Below are 16,746 nucleotides of genomic sequence, written 5' to 3'. Positions count from 1 at the left end.
CATCAGTTGTGGACAACAGGATTTCTTTCGAGCCGTTCAGATTGTGAATCGCGCGGTCTCCGCGCGAACGACCATGCCCATTCTTTCCAATATCCTGTTGGAAAGCGTGGAAGAAGGCCTCAGGCTGACTGCGACAGATCTGGAGCTTGGGATTCAGACGTTCGTGGCAGCGACGGTGGAAGAGGGCGGAGCCATTACGCTGCCCGCGCGGTTACTGAGTGAGATTGCGGCTAGCCTGCCGCAGGCTAGGGTGCAACTGCGAGTGGAGCACGGAGCCAACCGCGCGGAGATTCAGTGCGAGGAGACCGTATTCGAGATCCTTGGCTTGCCAGCGGCGGACTTTCCTCTTCTGCCGGCGCCGGAGGTGACGGAGGCGATCTCGCTGGAAGCTTCCCTGTTGCGGGGAATGATCCGTCAGACCGTGTTCGCGGTCTCCACAGACGAGACGCGTCCGTTCCTCACGGGAGTGCACGTGGTGGTGGAAGATCGAACAGTACGTTTCGTGGCCACTGATGGGGGGCGATTATCATTGCGTTGTGCGACCTTGGATCAAGCCGTGCGGCAGAACTTCGGAGTGATCGTCCCCGCCAAGACGATGCACGAACTGGCTCGCCTGGCAACCGGCGCAGCCGGCGCTGTCGCGATGGCCCTGGCTGAGAATCACCTGGTGTTTACCCTGCCTGAGGCGCGTTTGGTTTCCAGGTTGATTGCCGGCCAGTTCCCCAACTACGAGCAGGTGATCCCCCAGGGGTTTAAACAGAGGTTGCGTTTACAGACGGAGCGGTTCCTGCGGGCGGTGCGCCGGGCAGCGATCACGGCGCGGGACTCGGCGAACGTGGTCCGGCTTTCGGCTCGTGGATCCGAACTGACTATCACCTCTAACACACCAGAGGTGGGGAAAACGGTAGAACGGCTGCCGGTGGACGCCGAGGGGGAGACGGTGGAGATCGCCTTCAACGCGCGCTACCTGATGGACTGTCTGAGCGTCCTGGAGGCGGATGAGGTAACCTTTGAGCTCAGCGGACCGCTCAGCCCGGGGGCGATTCGTCCGGTGGGGCAGCAGGACTACGTCTACGTCCTGGCGCCGGTGCGGGTCTACGCGTGAAGGCGTGCTAGTTAGCCTGCGGGAGATTCTTCAGAGGGCCGCTCGCGGTTTGGGGATCGAGCCGGCGATGCATCTGACTCAGATCCGGGCGGCCTGGGCGGACGTTGTGGGGCTCTCGCTGGCGGAGGCGGCGGAGCCGCATTGGCTGCACGGTGGTGTGTTGGTGGTCGTGGCGGCGCATCCGGTGGCTGCTCAGGAGGTGAGTCTCCGGCGGGAGGCGATTGTACGAGACCTGCGGGAACGCATTCCGCAAGCCCAAGTGCGTCGGGTTCGCGTGGTTGTGAGCGTGGGAAAGTGGAGGGGGAGAAGGGGTGTATCTTGACCTGGGCAGGCAGACGGTGGTTGCCGCTGGCGAGATCGTGACCATCCTTGACGCCAAGCTGGCGCGGATGGAGGCGAATCGTCGCTTTCTGGAGCAGGCCAGCGTCCGGGGGTTCCCGGAAGGGAGCTTTCGGCGGTGCAGGGCGCTTGTGGTGACCACACGGGGCATCTATCCTTCCGCGATTTCCCCGCAGGGTCTGGCACGCCGGCTCACCGGGGGCAGGATTGGGGGCGGCTGAAACGCGCGTGCCATCAGCCCTATCGGCGTTGACAGTGGGAGAAAGCGCATGATATACTAACGCAGCCTGAAGGGGGGTTTTAGGGCCCTCCAGGCTGCGTAAACATGGGTTCTGCGTCGGGGCGGGGCGTGATGTTTGCTCACGCCCCGTTCAGGTGTCTGCAATGAGGCCCTAGAAACGTAACATGCGGTGAATTGCGATCGTGGCTGAGTCCTCCACCTACGACGTCCAGCACATCCAGGTTTTGGAGGGGCTTGAGGGCGTCCGGCGGCGTCCCGCCATGTACATCGGATCCACGGGCCCCGACGGGCTGCACCATCTCCTCTACGAGGTGGTCGATAATGCCGTGGACGAGGCTCTGGCGGGCTACTGCACCCGCATTGAAGTGGTGTTGCACCGCGACGGGAGTGCCAGCGTGCTGGACAATGGCCGGGGGATTCCCGTTGGGATTCTGCCCAGGCTGGGGAAGCCTGCCGTCGAGGTCGTTCTGACCACGCTCCACGCCGGAGGCAAGTTCGACGGCGGGGGCTATAAGATTTCCGGGGGCCTGCATGGGGTGGGGGTTTCAGTAGTCAACGCCCTCTCGGAGATGCTGGAGGTGGAGGTGTACCGGGAGGGCAGAACCTACTGGCAGCGGTTCGAGCGCGGCAAGCCCGTGAGCGCGCTGCGCTCCTCCCCGGGAGCTCCGCTACCCAGCGGCACCAGGGTGGTCTTCCTGCCCGATCGCCAGGTGATGACAGCGACGGAGTTCAATGCCGACGTGATCGCCCGGCGGCTGGACGATATCGCTTACCTCAATGCCGGGCTGGAGATCGTCCTGGTGGACGAGCGCAGCGGGCGGAGGCAGGTCTTCCAGCACGCGGGGGGGATCAAGGAGCTGGTGCGCGTGCTGAACAAGAGCCGCACGCGCCTGAACGAGGAGCCGATCTACGACCGGCGAGAGCGCGACGGGGCCGAGGTCGAGTTCGCTGTGCAGTATAACGACAGTTACCTGGAGCACACGCTGACCTTCGTGAATACCATTCCCACGCCCGAGGGCGGGACGCACCTGGTAGGCTTCCGGGCGGCCCTCACCCGTACTCTGAACGAGTACGCGCGGCGGGCGGGGATGCGGAACGGTGAGGTCACGCTGTCCGGTGAGGATGTCCGCGAGGGCCTGACCGCCGTGCTCAGTCTGAAACTGCGCGACCCGCAATTTGAGGGGCAGACCAAGACCAAGCTGGGTAACACCGAGGTGAAGGGCCTGGTGGAGTCGGTTGTAGCGGAGGCCCTGCAGGAATACCTGGAGACCCACCCCGGTGAGGCGCGGCGCATTCTGAACAAGGCCATCACGGCAGCACGGGCCCGGGAGGCGGCCCGTCAGGCCCGTGACCTGGTGCGGCGGAAGAACGCACTGGATATCTCCACCCTGCCCGGAAAGCTGGCCGACTGCGTGGAGCGGGACCCGGAGCACTCTGAGCTCTTCATCGTCGAGGGTGAGTCCGCCGGCGGCTCGGCCAAGCAGGGGCGAGACCGGCACTTCCAGGCCATTCTCCCTATCCAGGGAAAGATTCTCAACGTAGAGAAGGCACGGCTGGACAAGATGCTCAACCACGAGGAGATCCGTGCCATCATCACAGCGCTGGGGACAGGGATTGGCAACGACTTCGATCTGAACCGGCGGCGCTATGACAAGATCATCATTATGGCCGATGCCGACGTAGACGGATCTCACATTCGCACGCTGCTGCTCACCTTCTTCTACCGCTACATGCGCCCGCTGATCGAGCGGGGTAAGGTGTACATTGCCCAGCCCCCCTTGTACCTGATAAGAACGGGAAAGGAGCGGCGCTACGCCTATTCCGACGAGGAGCGACAGATCGTGGTGCGCGAGCTGGAGGCGCGCGGGCAAAGGGTGGAGATCCAGCGGTACAAGGGGCTCTCCGAGATGAACCCGGAGCAGCTGTGGGAGACCACCATGGATCCGCAGCAGCGGACATTGAAGCGGGTGGAGATCTCCGAGGCGGAGGAGGCGGATCGGCTCTTCTCCACCCTGATGGGAGAAGAGGTGGAACCGCGGCGGCAATTCATCGTGCAGTACGCCCGGGAAGTGCGCAACCTGGATATTTGATGGAGACTCCCGGTCGGTGCTGTTGCCGTGGACGCCTCCGGGCGTCCACGGCGTGTGTTCGGAGGGCCGGGGTGAAGCCATGGCCGTAGAGGAACGCATCGTCAACCGCACCATTGAGGAGGAGATGCGGACCTCCTACCTCGACTACGCCATGTCTGTCATCGTCAGTCGGGCCCTGCCGGATGTGCGTGACGGGTTGAAGCCGGTGCAGCGCCGCATCCTCTACGGGATGTCCGAGCTGGGCCTGCGCCCGGAGAGTCCCTACAAGAAGAGCGCGCGCATCGTCGGGGACGTCATGGGCCGCTATCACCCCCACGGGGACGCGCCCATCTATGAGGCTCTGGTGCGCATGGCCCAGGAATGGTCCTTCCGCTACCCGCTCATCGATCCACAGGGCAACTTCGGCTCCGTTGACGGCGACCCCCCGGGAGCGCAGCGCTACACGGAGGCTCGCCTCTCCCGCCTGGCCATGGAGATGCTGGCGGACATCGACAAGGAGACGGTCGACTTCGTCCCCAACTTCGACGAATCCATGCGCGAACCGACGGTGCTCCCGGCGCGCATCCCTAACCTGCTGATGAACGGGGCCAGCGGCATCGCCGTGGGCATGGCTACCAATATCCCCCCGCACAACCTGGGGGAGATTGTCGATGCCCTCACTGCGCTTATCGATACCCCCACCCTGCCCGACGAGGAGTTGTTGAAGATCGTCAAGGGCCCGGACTTCCCCACGGGGGGCCTGATCCTGGGACGGGAGGGGATTCGCCAGGCCTATCTCACAGGCCGGGGCAGCCTCACGGTTCGGGCCAAGGTAGAGATTGAGGAGCTGCGCGGCGGAAAGACGGCCATCATCGTCAGCGAGCTGCCCTTCATGGTGAACAAGGCGGCGCTGATCCAGCGGGTGGCTGACCTGGTTCGACAGCGCAAGCTGAACGGGGTGGTGGACCTGCGGGATGAGTCCGATCGCCACGGCCTGCGGGTGGTCATCGAGCTGCGGCGGGATGTCAATCCCCAGATCGTGCGCAACCAGCTCTTCAAGCACACCCAGCTGCAGACGACCTTCGGGGCCATCCTCCTGGCGCTGGTGGAGGGGGTGCCGCGGGTGCTCACCCTGCGGCAGCTCCTGGAGGCGTACCTGGCGCATCGCCGCCAGGTGGTCATCCGGCGCACCCGCCACGACCTGCGCCGGGCCGAGGAGCGGGCACACGTGCTGGAGGGGCTGAAGATCGCGCTGAGGTTCCTGGACGAGGTCATCGCCCTGATCCGACGGGCCAAGGATGTGGAGGCGGCCCGCGGAGGGCTGATGCGGCAGTTCAAGCTGAGCGAGGTACAGGCCAACGCCATCCTGGACCTGCGGCTGCAGCGCCTCACCGCCCTGGAGCGGGAGAAGGTGGAGGAAGAGTACAAGGCCCTGCTTAAGGACATCGCCCGCTACCGGGAGATGCTGGCGGATGCCGAGTCGCCGCGGCCGCGGTTGATCATGGCGGCCATCCGTGAGGAGCTGCAGCAGGTCAAGGAGCGCTATGCCGATGTGCGGCGCACACGCATCGTGAGCAAGGAGGCCGAGGCCTTCGAGGCGGAGGACCTCATCCCCGACCTGGACGTGGTGATCACCTTAACGCGGAACAACTACATCAAGCGGCTCCCTCTGGAGAGCTACCGGTTGCAGCGCCGTGGGGGCAAGGGAGTGGTGGGGGCCGCCCCCAGGGAAGAGGACGTGGTGGAGCACCTGGTGGTGGCCACTAATCACGCCTTCCTCCTCTTCTTTACCAACCGCGGCAAGGTCTACCGGATTAAGGCCCACGAGATCCCGGAGGCCGGTCGAGCGTCCCGCGGACTGGCCCTGGTCAACCTGCTGACGGTGGCGTCGGGGGAGCGCGTCACCGCCATCATCCCCCTGCGTTCCTTTGAAGAGAATGGGTACCTCTTCATGGCCACGCGCAAGGGATACGTGAAGAAGACAGGCTTGCTGGAGTTCCTGCACGCCAAGCGCGCAGGGATCTTCGCCATAACCTTCGAGGGGGAGGACGAGCTGGTGGGGGTGCGCCTCATCCGCGCGGACACCGAGGTGGTGCTGGCCACCCGGATGGGGCGGGCGCTCCGGTTCCGCGCGGGGCAGGTACGGGAGACGGGGCGTACGGCCCGCGGCGTGCGGGGCATCCGGCTGCGCGCCGGCGATGCGGTGGTAGGGCTGGCGGACACACGGGAAGGGGAGACGTTGCTCACATTGACCGAGCGGGGGTTCGGCAAGCGCACACGCTTCGCCCAGTACCCTTTGAAGCACCGCGGGGGGATGGGTGTGACCAACCTGAAGGTCACAGCGCGCACGGGCCCCGTGGCTGCAGTGCGCCCGGTGAACGCCGACGACGAGATCCTCATCATCAGCAGCCGCGGCGAGGTGTTGCGCACGCCTGTGGGTGACATTCCCGTGCTGGGGCGGGCCGCGCGGGGTGTGCTGGTCAAGCGGCTGGCCGAGGGCGACCGCCTGGCCGCGGTGGCCAGCATCAGCCGGGAGGAGTAGCGTCCGCATGTGGCGGCGCTGGGTACGGGCGATAGCCATCCTTGGGGGAACGGTGCTGGCACATGAGCTGGCGCACGCCGTGGCCGCCTGGCGCGTCGGCGGCCGCGTGCGGGAGATCGCCATAGGATTCGGACCGCGGCTGCTGGCTCGTCGTGTGCGCGAGACCACGGTCAGCCTGCGGCCGCTGCTGGTGGGTGGCTTTGCCGCCATCGATGTGGAAGCGCTCTCCCTGGAGCGGCGGGTGCCGGTGCTGCTGGCGGGTCCCCTGGCCAACGTGCTGCTAGGCCTGTGGCTTCTGCCGCGGGATCCTGCGCTGCGGGCGGTGGCCGTCGCCGTAACAGGCCATGGCCCGGCGCCTTCTCGGGTGCAGATCTCCGGTGTGGTGGGCGCGATGGCCATGCTGCTGCGTGCGGCCCACCCCCTGGCCCTGCGGCACCTGGCCGGGCAAATCAACCTCAGCGTGGGCTTAGCCAACCTCCTGCCGCTGTTGCCGCTTGACGGCGGGCACCTGGCGCTGGCGAAAATGGAGGCGAAGGGTGTGCCCGCGGCGGGGCGGAATTTCTACCGCTACGCCAGTGCGCTGGTCTTCCTCTGGTTCCTGCTGCAGGTACTGGCTGGTGACCTGCGGCGCCTGCGGCCTCTCGCGCGGTGACCGGCACGACAGGGGAAGCGCCAGCGCGGGGCGAGAGACCGATCCCGATGCACGTGTGACCCCGTGGTGAACCGATGGGCCAGGTCGTCATGGGCCATGCGCGGGCCGCGGCGTGGGGCTAGGCGGGGAACACCGCGTCCGGGGGCCGTCGGCCTGCGCTGGGAGCCTGCGCCGGACATCCGGCGGCGGCTGGCGCGCATCGCCCGGGCAGTGGGTTTTCGTCACGTGAACGCGCGGCGGCTCTTTGCCGTCCGTACCTACGGGTCGAGGGCCAACGCCCTGGCCCGCATCTGGGGGCTCTCGGGAATCTTTCAGCGGGCCCTCCGTCTGCAGGCGGCCTACGTGGTGGAGGTGCTGCACCCTGCGTTCGACCGCCTCTCCCGCGCCGAGCAGGACCGCGTGCTGATTCACGAGCTGCTGCATATTCCCACGACCTTCTCGGGCAGCCTGCGGCCGGAGCAGTCCCGGAACTTCCGCACGCACCACACGGTCAGCCGCCTCTACCGCCTCTACCTGGCCAATCGGCGGCGGGCATAGGGGGCCTATCGGTTGACAGGCGTCGGTCTCGCCTCTTACGCCGGGGGCCCCGGCTTCTGCAGCACCTGACCGGAGCTCTGCGGGTAGCGCGTGAAGACCAGCGCGCCGGCAGCGGTGGAGACAGCCGCAACCAGAAGGGCGGCCCGCAGGCCCCAGGCATCTGGCGGGCTCTGCCCGAGCCACTGGATGAGGGCGCCCAGGGCGGCCGCAGACAGGCTGGTCGTCCCGTTGAAGATCACGCCCTGGAAAGCGAAGAACATCCCCTCCGCCCGAGTTCCGACCAGGCGGCCGTGGTCCTCGGCGATTTCTGCCAGCAGGGCGTTGGGCAGGACGAACATGGCTCCCACGGCCGGTCCACCCAGGGCCAGGACGGCCATTCCCTCTGCTGCCGTCCCGAGAGGTGCCGGCCAGCGTCCAATCGCTGCCGCCAGCGCCAGGTCAGCGGCCAGCAGAGCCATCGCCGCCAGGATCGTCCGCCGCTCCCCCAGGCGGCGGATCAGCCTGGCGGTCAGGGGCAGGGAGACCGCGGTCACACCCAGGATGAGGCCGAGCAGAGGCGCCACCGCCGACTGCGGTAGCTCCATCAGGACAGTAACGATGAGTGCCAGGGCCAGCTGGACCATGCTCAGACCGAACCAGACGGTGGCGATGGCGGGGATGAAGATGCGGAACCGGCGGTCGCTGAGGATTCCCCGCAGGGTGGGTCCCAGCGGCTGGGGCGGCGCGGCTGGGACGTACTCCCGCACCCCCAGAGTGGATATCAGCAGGGCAGCCAGGCCCAGCGGTGCGAGCACGGCGCCCATGGCGGGGAAGCCGACCCGGGTGGAGAGCCAGGAGGAGCCGACGAAGGCGGCGGCGATACCCGCAAGGTTGAACCCCGCCTGCAGCGACGTGGTGGCCACCCTCCCCCTGCCCCGCGCGGTAACCTCCGGCAGGAGGGCGATGTAGGGATTGAGGACCATGGTGTAGAGGAAGAAGAAGGCTCCCAGGGTGGCGGTGAGGTAGGTCGCGTTGGCCGGGGAGATCCCGGCGTGAGGCGGCCGCCAGAGGAGGACAAAGCAGATGGCCAGCAGTGGCGAGGCGCCCAGGATGAAGGGGCGGCGCCTCCCCCAGCGGCTGCGCAGGCTGTCGCTCCAGTGCGCCACCAGGGGGTCGGCCAGGGCATCCACAAGCCGGCCTGCGGCCATGGCCAGGCCTACCGCCGCCGGCGTGACCCGCGCCGGGTGCGGCTGCCCGGGAGGCGGGGCGTAGAAGAAGAACACCCACAGGAGGACAGTCTGCTGCAGCAGCGCTGCCCCAAACGCCCCCAGCGCGTAAAGGACCCGGTTGACAGCCCGCGGCCGCACAGGCGTCAGTTTCTGCACGCCACCTCCCCCGGCCTGTAGGCGGCACCGTATAATGGCGACGATGTTGCGCTTGCTGACGGCGGGGGAGTCGCACGGGCGCGCGCTGGTTGTCGTCCTGGAGGGGATGCCGGCGGGGCTGCCGCTGTCCGAAGAGGACATCGCCGGGGATCTGAAGCGGCGGCAGCTGGGCTACGGTCGGGGGGGGCGGATGCAGATTGAAGAGGACCGCGCCGAGATCCTCTCGGGCGTGATGCGGGGCGAGACCACCGGCGCACCCATCGCCCTGTGGATCCAGAACCGGGACTGGCGCCGCGACGAGCCGGAGCTCACCCGGCCCCGCCCGGGCCATGCGGACCTGGTGGGCGCGCAGAAGTACGCCTTCCGCGATGTGCGGCCAGTTCTGGAGCGGAGCAGCGCCCGGGAGACCGCTGCACGGGTGGCCGCCGGCGCCGTTTGCCGCAAGTTCCTTGGGGCCTTCGGGATTACCATCATCAGCCACGTGACCGAGATCGGAGGGGTGGCCATCCGCACCAGGCCGGAGCGGTGGGAGGAGATCGCCGCCCGCGCCGCCTCCTCCGCTGTACGCTGTGCTGACCCGGAGGTGGAGGAGGAGATGAAGGCGGCGATCGACGCCGCGGCTGCGCGGGGCGACACCCTGGGTGGGGTTTTTGAGGTGGTGGCGCTAGGCCTGCCCCCCGGGCTCGGTTCCTACGTGCACTGGGACCGCAAGCTGGACGCGCGCCTGGCCGCGGCACTCATGTCCATCAACGCCATCAAGGGGGTGGAGATTGGCCTGGGGTTCGCCGCGGCGCGCACGCCCGGCTCGGCGGCGCACGACGAGATCTTCTACAGCCCAAAGCGGGGATTCTACCGTCAGAGCGAGCGCGCCGGGGGAACGGAAGGGGGGATTTCCACAGGCGGCCCGCTGGTGGTGCGGGCGGCGATGAAGCCGCTCTCTACGCTGCGCACCCCGCTGCGCTCGGTGGACCTGATCACGAAGGCGCCGGTGGAGGCAGCTGTGGTGCGCAGCGATGTCTGCGCCGTTCCCGCCGCGGGCGTCATCGGGGAGGCGGTGGTGGCCTTTGTCCTGGCGGACGCCTTCCTGGAGAAGTTCGGCGGCGACGCGCTGGGTGACATCCGCCTGGCCTACGACGCTTACCTGCGCCGCCTGCGGGAGATGTGACCGCGGTGAAAGGGCACCTGCTACCCAGCGTGATCCTGGTGGGCATGCCCGGTTCCGGCAAGACCCACGTGGGCCGGCTCCTGGCCGGGAGGCTGGGCTGGACATTCGTGGACACTGACGCCCTGGTGGAACAGCGCACCGGGCGGTCGATCCAAGAGATCTTTTCCGCGCAGGGCGAGGAGGCCTTCCGCACAGCGGAGCGAGCGGCGGTCAGGGAGGCGGTCCGGGTGCGGCCCGCGGTAATCGCCACCGGCGGAGGTGTGCTGGCTGAGCGGCGCAACCGGGAGGCGCTGCGCAACAGCGGTATGCTCGTCTACCTGCGGGCGGATCCTCCCATCCTCCTCGACCGCATCAGCCGCGACGGGGTTGCCCGCCCCCTGCTGGCCGGGGACCCCGAGGGGCGCCTGCGAGCGCTGCTGGCGGCGCGGGCGCCGCTGTACGAACAGGCCGACGTCATCATGGACGCCACCCGCCCACCCGACGAGCTGGCGAATGCGCTGTGGGAGGACCTGCTGGGCCGTTGCTGCGCCCGTGTACCCGTGGACCACTCCCCGCGGGGCTATCCGGTCTACATCGGGGCTGGGGTGCTGGACCTTGTGGGGGGGATCGTGGCCGGGCAGGGCATCCGACGGGCGACGGTCCTCACCCATCCCCGGCTGTGGCGGCGCCTGGGCGAGCGGGTGGCGCAGCGGCTGCGAGGAGCGGGCGTGGAGCCTGTGCGCGTCACTGTCCCACCGGGCGAGCGGTCGAAGGCGCTGGCGCTGGCGGCGCGGGTTGTGGACCGGATGGCGGAGGCGGGCATGGACCGCGGCGATGCCGTGGTGGCCCTGGGAGGCGGGGTGATCGGTGACCTCGGGGGGTTCGTCGCCGGCGTCTACATGCGCGGGGTCCCGCTGTTTCACCTGCCGACGACGCTGCTGGCTCAGGTGGACAGCGCTATCGGCGGCAAGGCGGCAGTGAACCACCCCCGGGCGAAGAACCTGATCGGTGTCTTCCACCTGCCCCGGGCCGTCCTGGCCGACGTTGAGGTCCTGCGTACCCTGCCGTTGCGGGAGCTGCGCTCGGGCCTGGCCGAGGTGATCAAGTACGGGATGAGTGTCGACGCGGGGATCCTGACCTTCGTCGAGGCGCGCCTGGAGGCGCTGCTGGCGGGCGACCGGGAGGCGCTGGAGGAGTGCGTCCGCCGCTGTGCTGCGGCCAAAGCCCGGGTGGTGTCGCAGGATCTTTACGAGGCCGGGGAGCGCCAGATCCTCAACTACGGGCACACGGTGGGGCACGCCCTGGAGCGCCGCTGGCCGGAGGCGACCCACGGGGAGGCGGTCGCCGTGGGCATGATGGTGGAGGCCTGGGTGGCGCTGCGTCTGGGGCTGGTGCGGGAGGAGGTCATGTGGCGACAGGAGGCCATCCTGCGGCGGGCGGGGCTGCCCGTGCACCTGCCGCCCGCCGCCCCGCCGGGGGATGAACTGTTGCAGACCATGCGCCTGGACAAGAAGGTCCGCCGGGGAGAGATCCGCCTCACCCTGCTCAAGGATGTGGGGATGGGGCTGGTGGACCAGGCCGTGCCGGAGGCGCTGCTGCTGGAAGGGCTGCAGGCGTGCCGCGCATCCTGGTGATGTTCGGGCCGAACCTGAACCTCCTCGGCGTGCGGGAACCGGAGGTCTACGGTACCGAGTCGTTTGCCAGCCTGGAGGCCCGGCTGCGCGCGGTCGCTGCGGCAGAGGGGGTGGAGGTGGAGATCTTCCAGTCGAACCACGAAGGCGCCCTGATCGACCGTCTGCAGGAGGCTCCGGGGGCCTTCGATGCAGTGGTCCTCAACCCCGGCGGGCTGACCCATACCTCGGTTGCCCTGCGGGATGCGGTGGCCGCGGTGCCGCTTCCGGTCATCGAGGCTCACCTGAGCAATCCGTTCCGCCGGGAGCCGTTTCGCCGCCGCTCCCTCCTGGCGGGGGTCTGCGTGGGGACCATCCAGGGGTTCGGGCCTGAATCCATGGTTCTGGCTGTTCGGGCCGCCGCCGCGCTGCTGCGCGTCCGGCCGGGGGAGCCCTGATGCACGTCCGCGGCATCCGCGGGGCCACCACAGCCGGAGAGAATACGGCTGAGGCCATCCTCTCGGCGACACGGGAGCTCCTCCTGGAGATGGTGCGGCAGAACGGCGTGGAGCTGGACGAGATCGCCGCCGTAGTCTTCACCTGCACCGACGACCTGAATGCAGCCTTCCCGGCCGAGGCCAGCCGGGCGTTGGGGTGGACCAGCGTCCCGCTGCTTACCGCCCGGGAGGTCGACGTGCCAGGGGGGCTGCCCCGCTGCATCCGCGTGCTTATCCTCTGGAACACCCCCCGCTCGCAGGAGGAGGTGGCGCACGTCTACCTGCGCGAGGCGGAGGCGCTGCGTCCCGACCTCACCCGGGGAGCCCGCCGGGTACGGGGCCCCCTGCCCCTGCCCCCGGAGTCCCGGTGAGCATCCGTCCCATCCTTCCCGCGCGACACCCTGTGCACGGCACGGTCCGCGTTCCCGGCAGCAAGAGCCTGACCAACCGCGCGCTGGTCCTGGGCGCGCTGGCCGAGGGGCGCACGGTGGTGCAGGCGGCCCTATTCAGCGACGACACCCGCCTGATGGCCGGGGGATTGCGGGCGCTGGGTTTCTCTGTGGAGGAGGAGCCCCAGGCAGGCCGCTTTGTCGTCTGGGGTGCAGGCGGGCGGATTCCGGCCCGGTGCGCCAGGGTGGAGGCCGGCAACGCCGGTACCGTCGCCCGCTTCCTCACCGCGGTGGCGGCGCTGGGCTCCGGCCACTACGTGGTGGACGGCTCACCGCGCATGCGGCAACGGCCGATCCTGGACCTGGTGGTGGCGCTGGGCGCCCTGGGCTGCGACGCGGTGGCGCCCTCAGGCTGTCCCCCTGTGTGGATCCGGGCCCGGGGTCTGGCCGGCGGTAGGGCTGCGGTGCGCAGCCAGATAAGCAGCCAGTTCCTCTCCGCGCTCCTGCAGGTGGCGCCGCTGGCCGCATCCCCCGTGGAGCTGGTGGTCGATGGGCCGCTGGTGGCGGCGCCGTATGTGGAGATGACGTTGGGCGTCATGGCGGCGTTCGGGGTGACCGTGCGCCGCGAGGATCCGGCGCGCTACCTGGTCGCCCCGCAGCGCTACGCGCCCCGATCCTTCCGCGTCGAGCCCGACGCCAGCAGCGCCTCCTACTTCTTTGCCGCGGCGGCCGCCACCGGCGGAACGGTGACGGTGCCGGGCCTGGGGCCGGCCTCGCTGCAGGGAGACGTGCACTTCCTGGACGTCTTGCAGGCCATGGGGTGTATGGTGGAGTGGGAGGAGGAGGCGGTGACAGTCCGCGGTCCGAGCCGCCTGCACGGGGTGGATGCCGATCTGGCGAATATGCCGGACATGACCATGACCCTGGCGGCGCTGGCGCCCTTCGCCGACGGCGCGGTGCGCATCCGCGGGGTGGGCCACATCCGCCACCAGGAGTCCGACCGGCTGGAGGCTCTGGCCACCGAGCTACGCCGGCTGGGGCAGGAGGTACGTCTCCTCCCCGATGGTCTGGAGGTGCTGCCGCGGCCGGTGCGTCCGGCCGTGGTGGAGACCTACGGCGACCACCGCATGGCTATGGCCTTCGCCGTGGTGGGGCTGGGGGCAGCGGGTGTGGCCATCGCCGGCCCGGAGTGCGTGAGCAAAACCTTCCCCGAGTTCTTCTCCGCGCTGGACGCGCTGCTGGCCGGAGAGCGGTGAGGCTGGCGGCCACAGGGGATGTGATGCTGGGCCGGAATGCCGGCGCAGTGCTCCGGCGTCGTCCACCGGAGTACGTGTGGGGCGACACCCTGCATCTGCTGCGTCAGGCTGACGCGTTGATTGTGAACCTGGAGTGCGTCATCGCCGGCGAGGAGAGCGGGAGCCCCTGGCCGCGCAAGGTCTTTCACTTCAAGGCGCCGCCGCAGGCGGTGGCGGCGCTGCAGGCGGCTGGGGTGAGTGCGGTCACCCTGGCCAACAACCACACCCTGGACTTTGGGCCGGCGGCGCTGGCGGAGATGCTGGACCTGCTGGCGGCGGCAGGCCTTCCCGCTGCGGGTGCGGGGCGCACGGCGGAGGAAGCGCGCCGCGTGGTCTCCCTCACTGTGCGCGGCCTGCGCCTGGCTCTGGTGAGCTGGACCGACAACGAGCCCGGCTGGGAGGCGGGCCCGGAGAAGCCCGGGGTCTTCTACGCGCCCGTGGACCTGGAGGACCCCCGCGCCACTGCCCTGCTGCAGACGGTGCGGGCGGCGCGCGCGGGCCACGATGTGGTAGTGGTGGCGGCACACTGGGGGCCGAATATGGTGCCGGAGCCCCTTCCCGCTCATCCGCCTTTCGCCCGCGCTCTGGCCGACGCCGGTGCCGATCTGGTGCTGGGAACCTCCGCCCACGTGGTGCAGGGGATCGAGCTCTATCGCCCCCTCGGCCGGCCGGAGCGAGTGGCCGTGATCTGCTACGATCTGGGCGACTACGTGGACGACTACGCGGTGGACCCGGTGCTGCGCAATGACCTCTCGCTCCTGTTCCTGTTCGACGTAAATAGCGCCGGTGTGCGGCGGGTAGAGCTCCACCCCGTCCTCATCGACGGGTGGCGCTGCCAGGTGAACCGCGCCCGTGGGACCGAGGCGGAGGCGGTGCTGGAGACCATGACCCAGCGCTGCCGGAAGCTGGGCACGGCCCTGCAGCGGACCGCCCCTCTGGTGGCCGCTGTGGAGGCGGCATGAGCCCGCTGGGGACCTGGAACGGAGAGGCCACACCGGTCCGCCCTGGCGCTCTGGCCCCTGCTTGACGTCTCATGCTATAATCCGCTACAAGTGCATAGCGGCGGCCGATGATCGGGGAGAGTACCGGCAGGTGAAGGGGCCCGCGGAGGGCCATCCGACGGTGCGCCAGGTGCCGGAGGGTGCGAGCGAGCCGCGCGGTGGTGGGAGCGCGGTGCCAGAGCTGCCGGGAATGGGCCTGAGAGGCATGCGGGGAGTGAGCGTCGGGTAGGGTCTGCCCGGAAGCCAGGTGGCACCGCGGGAGGTTTGTGCTCTCGTCCATGGGACGAGGGCATTTTTGTTTGCGGGGTGAGCTAGCCGTGATTGTGGTGATGGAACCGGGAGCTTCGCCGGCCCAGCTGGAGGCTGTGGTGCAGAAGATTCGGGAGGCGGGATTGAGCACGCACCTGTCAGTGGGGACGGAGCGCACCGTCATCGGTGTGGTCGGCGACAGCCACACCAAGGAGCTGCTGCGGGAGACGCTGGAGGCGGCAGCGGGTGTGGAGAAGGTCGTTCGCATCCTCCGGCCCTTCAAGCTGGTCAGCCGGGAGTTCCGGCCTGCCAGGACGGTGGTCCGCGTGGGGAGCGCCGCCTTCGGCGACACCGCGGTGGCGGTGGTGGCCGGGCCGTGCTCCGTGGAGAGCCGGGAGCAGATCCTGCAGACGGCCGAGGCGGTGAAGGCAGCCGGCGCGGTGCTGCTGCGCGGCGGGGCCTTCAAGCCGCGGACCTCCCCCTATTCCTTCCAGGGGCTGGAAGAAGAGGGGCTGAGGTTGCTGGCTGAGGCGCGGCGGCACACGGGGCTGCCCGTGGTCACCGAGGCTATGGACGCCCAGCAGCTCCGCCTGGTGGCGGAATACGCGGACATGGTGCAGATCGGGGCCCGGAACATGCAGAATTACCCGCTGCTGCGCGAGGCGGGGCGCGCGGGAAAGCCCGTGCTGCTCAAGCGGGGGGCGGGGGCCACCATCGAAGAGCTGCTGCTCGCCGCCGAGTACATCATGAACGAGGGCAACTACCAGGTGGTCCTCTGCGAGCGGGGGATCCGCGGCTTCGGTAACCACACCCGGTACACGCTGGACCTGGCGGCCGTGCCGGTGCTGCAGCACCTGACCCATCTGCCGGTGATCGTGGACCCCAGCCACGCCACGGGGAAGTGGCGGTACGTGGAGGCCATGGCGCTGGCGGCGGTGGCCGGGGGAGCGGACGGGTTGCTGGTGGAGGTGCACCCGGATCCGGAACGGGCGCTCTCCGACGGGCCGCAGTCGCTGAACCTGGAGAACTTCCGGCGCATGATGACCCGCCTGCGCGCGGTGGCGCAGGCGGTGGGCAGGAGCCTGTAGCATGCCGGCCAGGCCACGGGTAGCCATTGTGGGGCTGGGGCTGATCGGGGGGTCGCTGGGAATGCGCCTGCGTGCCCTGGGACTGGCCTCGGTTGTGGGCATCGATTGCGACGTGGCGGCGGCGCGGCGAGCCCGGGAGCGCGGTGCCGCCGACGAGGTGCATGGGGATCTGGCCCACGTGCGGGAGGCGGAGGTGATCATCGTCGCCGTGCCCCCGGAGCAGACGGTGGCTGTGGCGCAGGAGGCGGCGGCGCACGCCCCCGCGGGGGCGGTCCTGACCGATGTGGCCAGTGTCAAGGCACCCATCGTGGCCCGGCTGGCCGGGCTAGGTGGCGTGCGCTACGTGGGTGGCCACCCCATGTTCGGCAGCGAAGGCCGGGGTATCGACGCCGCCTCGGCGGACCTGCCCGCAGGCCACCCCTACGTGCTCACTCCCGTGGAGGCCACCTCAGGTCAGGCCCTCCAGACGATGGAACGGCTGGTGCAGGACCTGGGGATGCGGCCGGTGCTGCTGGCGCCGGATGAGCACGACCGGCTTGTGGCGCAGGTCAGCCACCTTCCCTACCTGCTGGCCCTGCTGCTGGCCAGGGAGGTAGACCCGCGGGCCCGGGAGGTCGCCGGACC

At 69.1% G+C, this 16,746-nt stretch carries 15 protein-coding genes; 14 read left to right on the top strand and 1 reads right to left on the bottom strand.

Annotated features, from left to right (window positions below):
• The 6 genes from dnaN to QN152_05985 all read left to right on the top strand — a co-directional run.
• On the top strand, window positions 1-1,105 hold a 1,105-nt coding region (dnaN, locus tag QN152_06010; protein ID MDR7539074.1), incomplete at its 5' end, for a DNA polymerase III subunit beta.
• Window positions 1,106-1,416: 311 nt separating this feature from the next.
• Complete coding sequence (locus QN152_06005) at window positions 1,417-1,665, top strand: hypothetical protein (GenBank protein ID MDR7539073.1); 249 nt, start codon at window positions 1,417-1,419, stop codon at window positions 1,663-1,665.
• 202 nt (window positions 1,666-1,867) lie between these two features.
• Entirely contained in the window at window positions 1,868-3,775 is a 1,908-nt protein-coding gene (gene gyrB / locus QN152_06000; GenBank protein MDR7539072.1) for a DNA topoisomerase (ATP-hydrolyzing) subunit B, read from the top strand.
• A 79-nt stretch (window positions 3,776-3,854) separates the two neighbouring features.
• On the top strand, window positions 3,855-6,296 hold the full coding sequence (gyrA, locus tag QN152_05995; GenBank protein ID MDR7539071.1) for a DNA gyrase subunit A: 2,442 nt from the start codon (window positions 3,855-3,857) through the stop codon (window positions 6,294-6,296).
• Window positions 6,297-6,303: 7 nt separating this feature from the next.
• Entirely contained in the window at window positions 6,304-6,948 is a 645-nt protein-coding gene (locus QN152_05990) for a site-2 protease family protein (GenBank protein MDR7539070.1), read from the top strand.
• Window positions 6,949-7,044: 96 nt separating this feature from the next.
• Window positions 7,045-7,485: a putative metallopeptidase gene (locus QN152_05985; GenBank protein ID MDR7539069.1), complete on the top strand. Its 441-nt coding sequence runs from the start codon at window positions 7,045-7,047 to the stop codon at window positions 7,483-7,485.
• A 35-nt stretch (window positions 7,486-7,520) separates the two neighbouring features.
• Here QN152_05985 and QN152_05980 read toward each other — a convergent pair whose 3' ends face one another.
• Window positions 7,521-8,849, bottom strand: coding sequence for an MFS transporter (locus QN152_05980; GenBank protein MDR7539068.1), 1,329 nt, complete (start codon window positions 8,847-8,849; stop codon window positions 7,521-7,523).
• A 43-nt stretch (window positions 8,850-8,892) separates the two neighbouring features.
• On the opposite strand from QN152_05980, the gene aroC reads away from it, so the two are divergent.
• From aroC to QN152_05940, 8 genes are all read left to right on the top strand, one after another.
• The gene (gene aroC / locus QN152_05975) at window positions 8,893-10,014 is read left to right on the top strand and encodes a chorismate synthase (GenBank protein ID MDR7539067.1); all 1,122 of its coding nucleotides are present in this window, start codon (window positions 8,893-8,895) and stop codon (window positions 10,012-10,014) included.
• Window positions 10,011-11,627: a 3-dehydroquinate synthase gene (aroB, locus tag QN152_05970; GenBank protein ID MDR7539066.1), complete on the top strand. Its 1,617-nt coding sequence runs from the start codon at window positions 10,011-10,013 to the stop codon at window positions 11,625-11,627. Before aroC ends, aroB begins: the two co-directional genes overlap by 4 nt.
• A complete protein-coding gene (gene aroQ, locus QN152_05965) occupies window positions 11,609-12,061 on the top strand; it encodes a type II 3-dehydroquinate dehydratase (GenBank protein ID MDR7539065.1) in 453 nt (150 codons plus the stop codon). Before aroB ends, aroQ begins: the two co-directional genes overlap by 19 nt.
• On the top strand, window positions 12,061-12,471 hold the full coding sequence (gene aroH / locus QN152_05960) for a chorismate mutase (GenBank protein MDR7539064.1): 411 nt from the start codon (window positions 12,061-12,063) through the stop codon (window positions 12,469-12,471). The genes aroQ and aroH overlap by 1 nt, the downstream gene beginning before the upstream one ends.
• Complete coding sequence (aroA, locus tag QN152_05955) at window positions 12,468-13,745, top strand: 3-phosphoshikimate 1-carboxyvinyltransferase (protein MDR7539063.1); 1,278 nt, start codon at window positions 12,468-12,470, stop codon at window positions 13,743-13,745. Before aroH ends, aroA begins: the two co-directional genes overlap by 4 nt.
• On the top strand, window positions 13,742-14,746 hold the full coding sequence (locus tag QN152_05950) for a CapA family protein (GenBank protein MDR7539062.1): 1,005 nt from the start codon (window positions 13,742-13,744) through the stop codon (window positions 14,744-14,746). Before aroA ends, QN152_05950 begins: the two co-directional genes overlap by 4 nt.
• 356 nt (window positions 14,747-15,102) lie before the next feature.
• On the top strand, window positions 15,103-16,122 hold the full coding sequence (gene aroF / locus QN152_05945) for a 3-deoxy-7-phosphoheptulonate synthase (GenBank protein ID MDR7539061.1): 1,020 nt from the start codon (window positions 15,103-15,105) through the stop codon (window positions 16,120-16,122).
• 1 nt (window position 16,123) lies between these two features.
• Window positions 16,124-16,746: prephenate dehydrogenase/arogenate dehydrogenase family protein (locus tag QN152_05940; GenBank protein ID MDR7539060.1), on the top strand; the 623-nt coding region annotated here is incomplete at its 3' end.

The sequence above is a fragment of the Armatimonadota bacterium genome (assembly GCA_031459715.1).
Lineage (GTDB): Bacteria > Sysuimicrobiota > Sysuimicrobiia > Sysuimicrobiales > Humicultoraceae > Humicultor > Humicultor tengchongensis.
Note: the sequence above shows the minus strand (reverse complement) of the source record. Positions and strands in the feature narration are given on the sequence as shown.

Excerpts from the sequence above, each read along its gene's own strand:
- gyrA (MDR7539071.1), top strand. The coding sequence starts at position 3,855 with ATGGCCGTAGAGGAACGCATCGTCAACCGCACCATTGAGGAGGAGATG.
- QN152_05990 (MDR7539070.1), top strand. The coding sequence starts at position 6,304 with ATGTGGCGGCGCTGGGTACGGGCGATAGCCATCCTTGGGGGAACGGTG.
- QN152_05985 (MDR7539069.1), top strand. The coding sequence starts at position 7,045 with ATGCGCGGGCCGCGGCGTGGGGCTAGGCGGGGAACACCGCGTCCGGGG.
- aroC (MDR7539067.1), top strand. The coding sequence starts at position 8,893 with ATGTTGCGCTTGCTGACGGCGGGGGAGTCGCACGGGCGCGCGCTGGTT.
- aroH (MDR7539064.1), top strand. The coding sequence starts at position 12,061 with ATGCACGTCCGCGGCATCCGCGGGGCCACCACAGCCGGAGAGAATACG.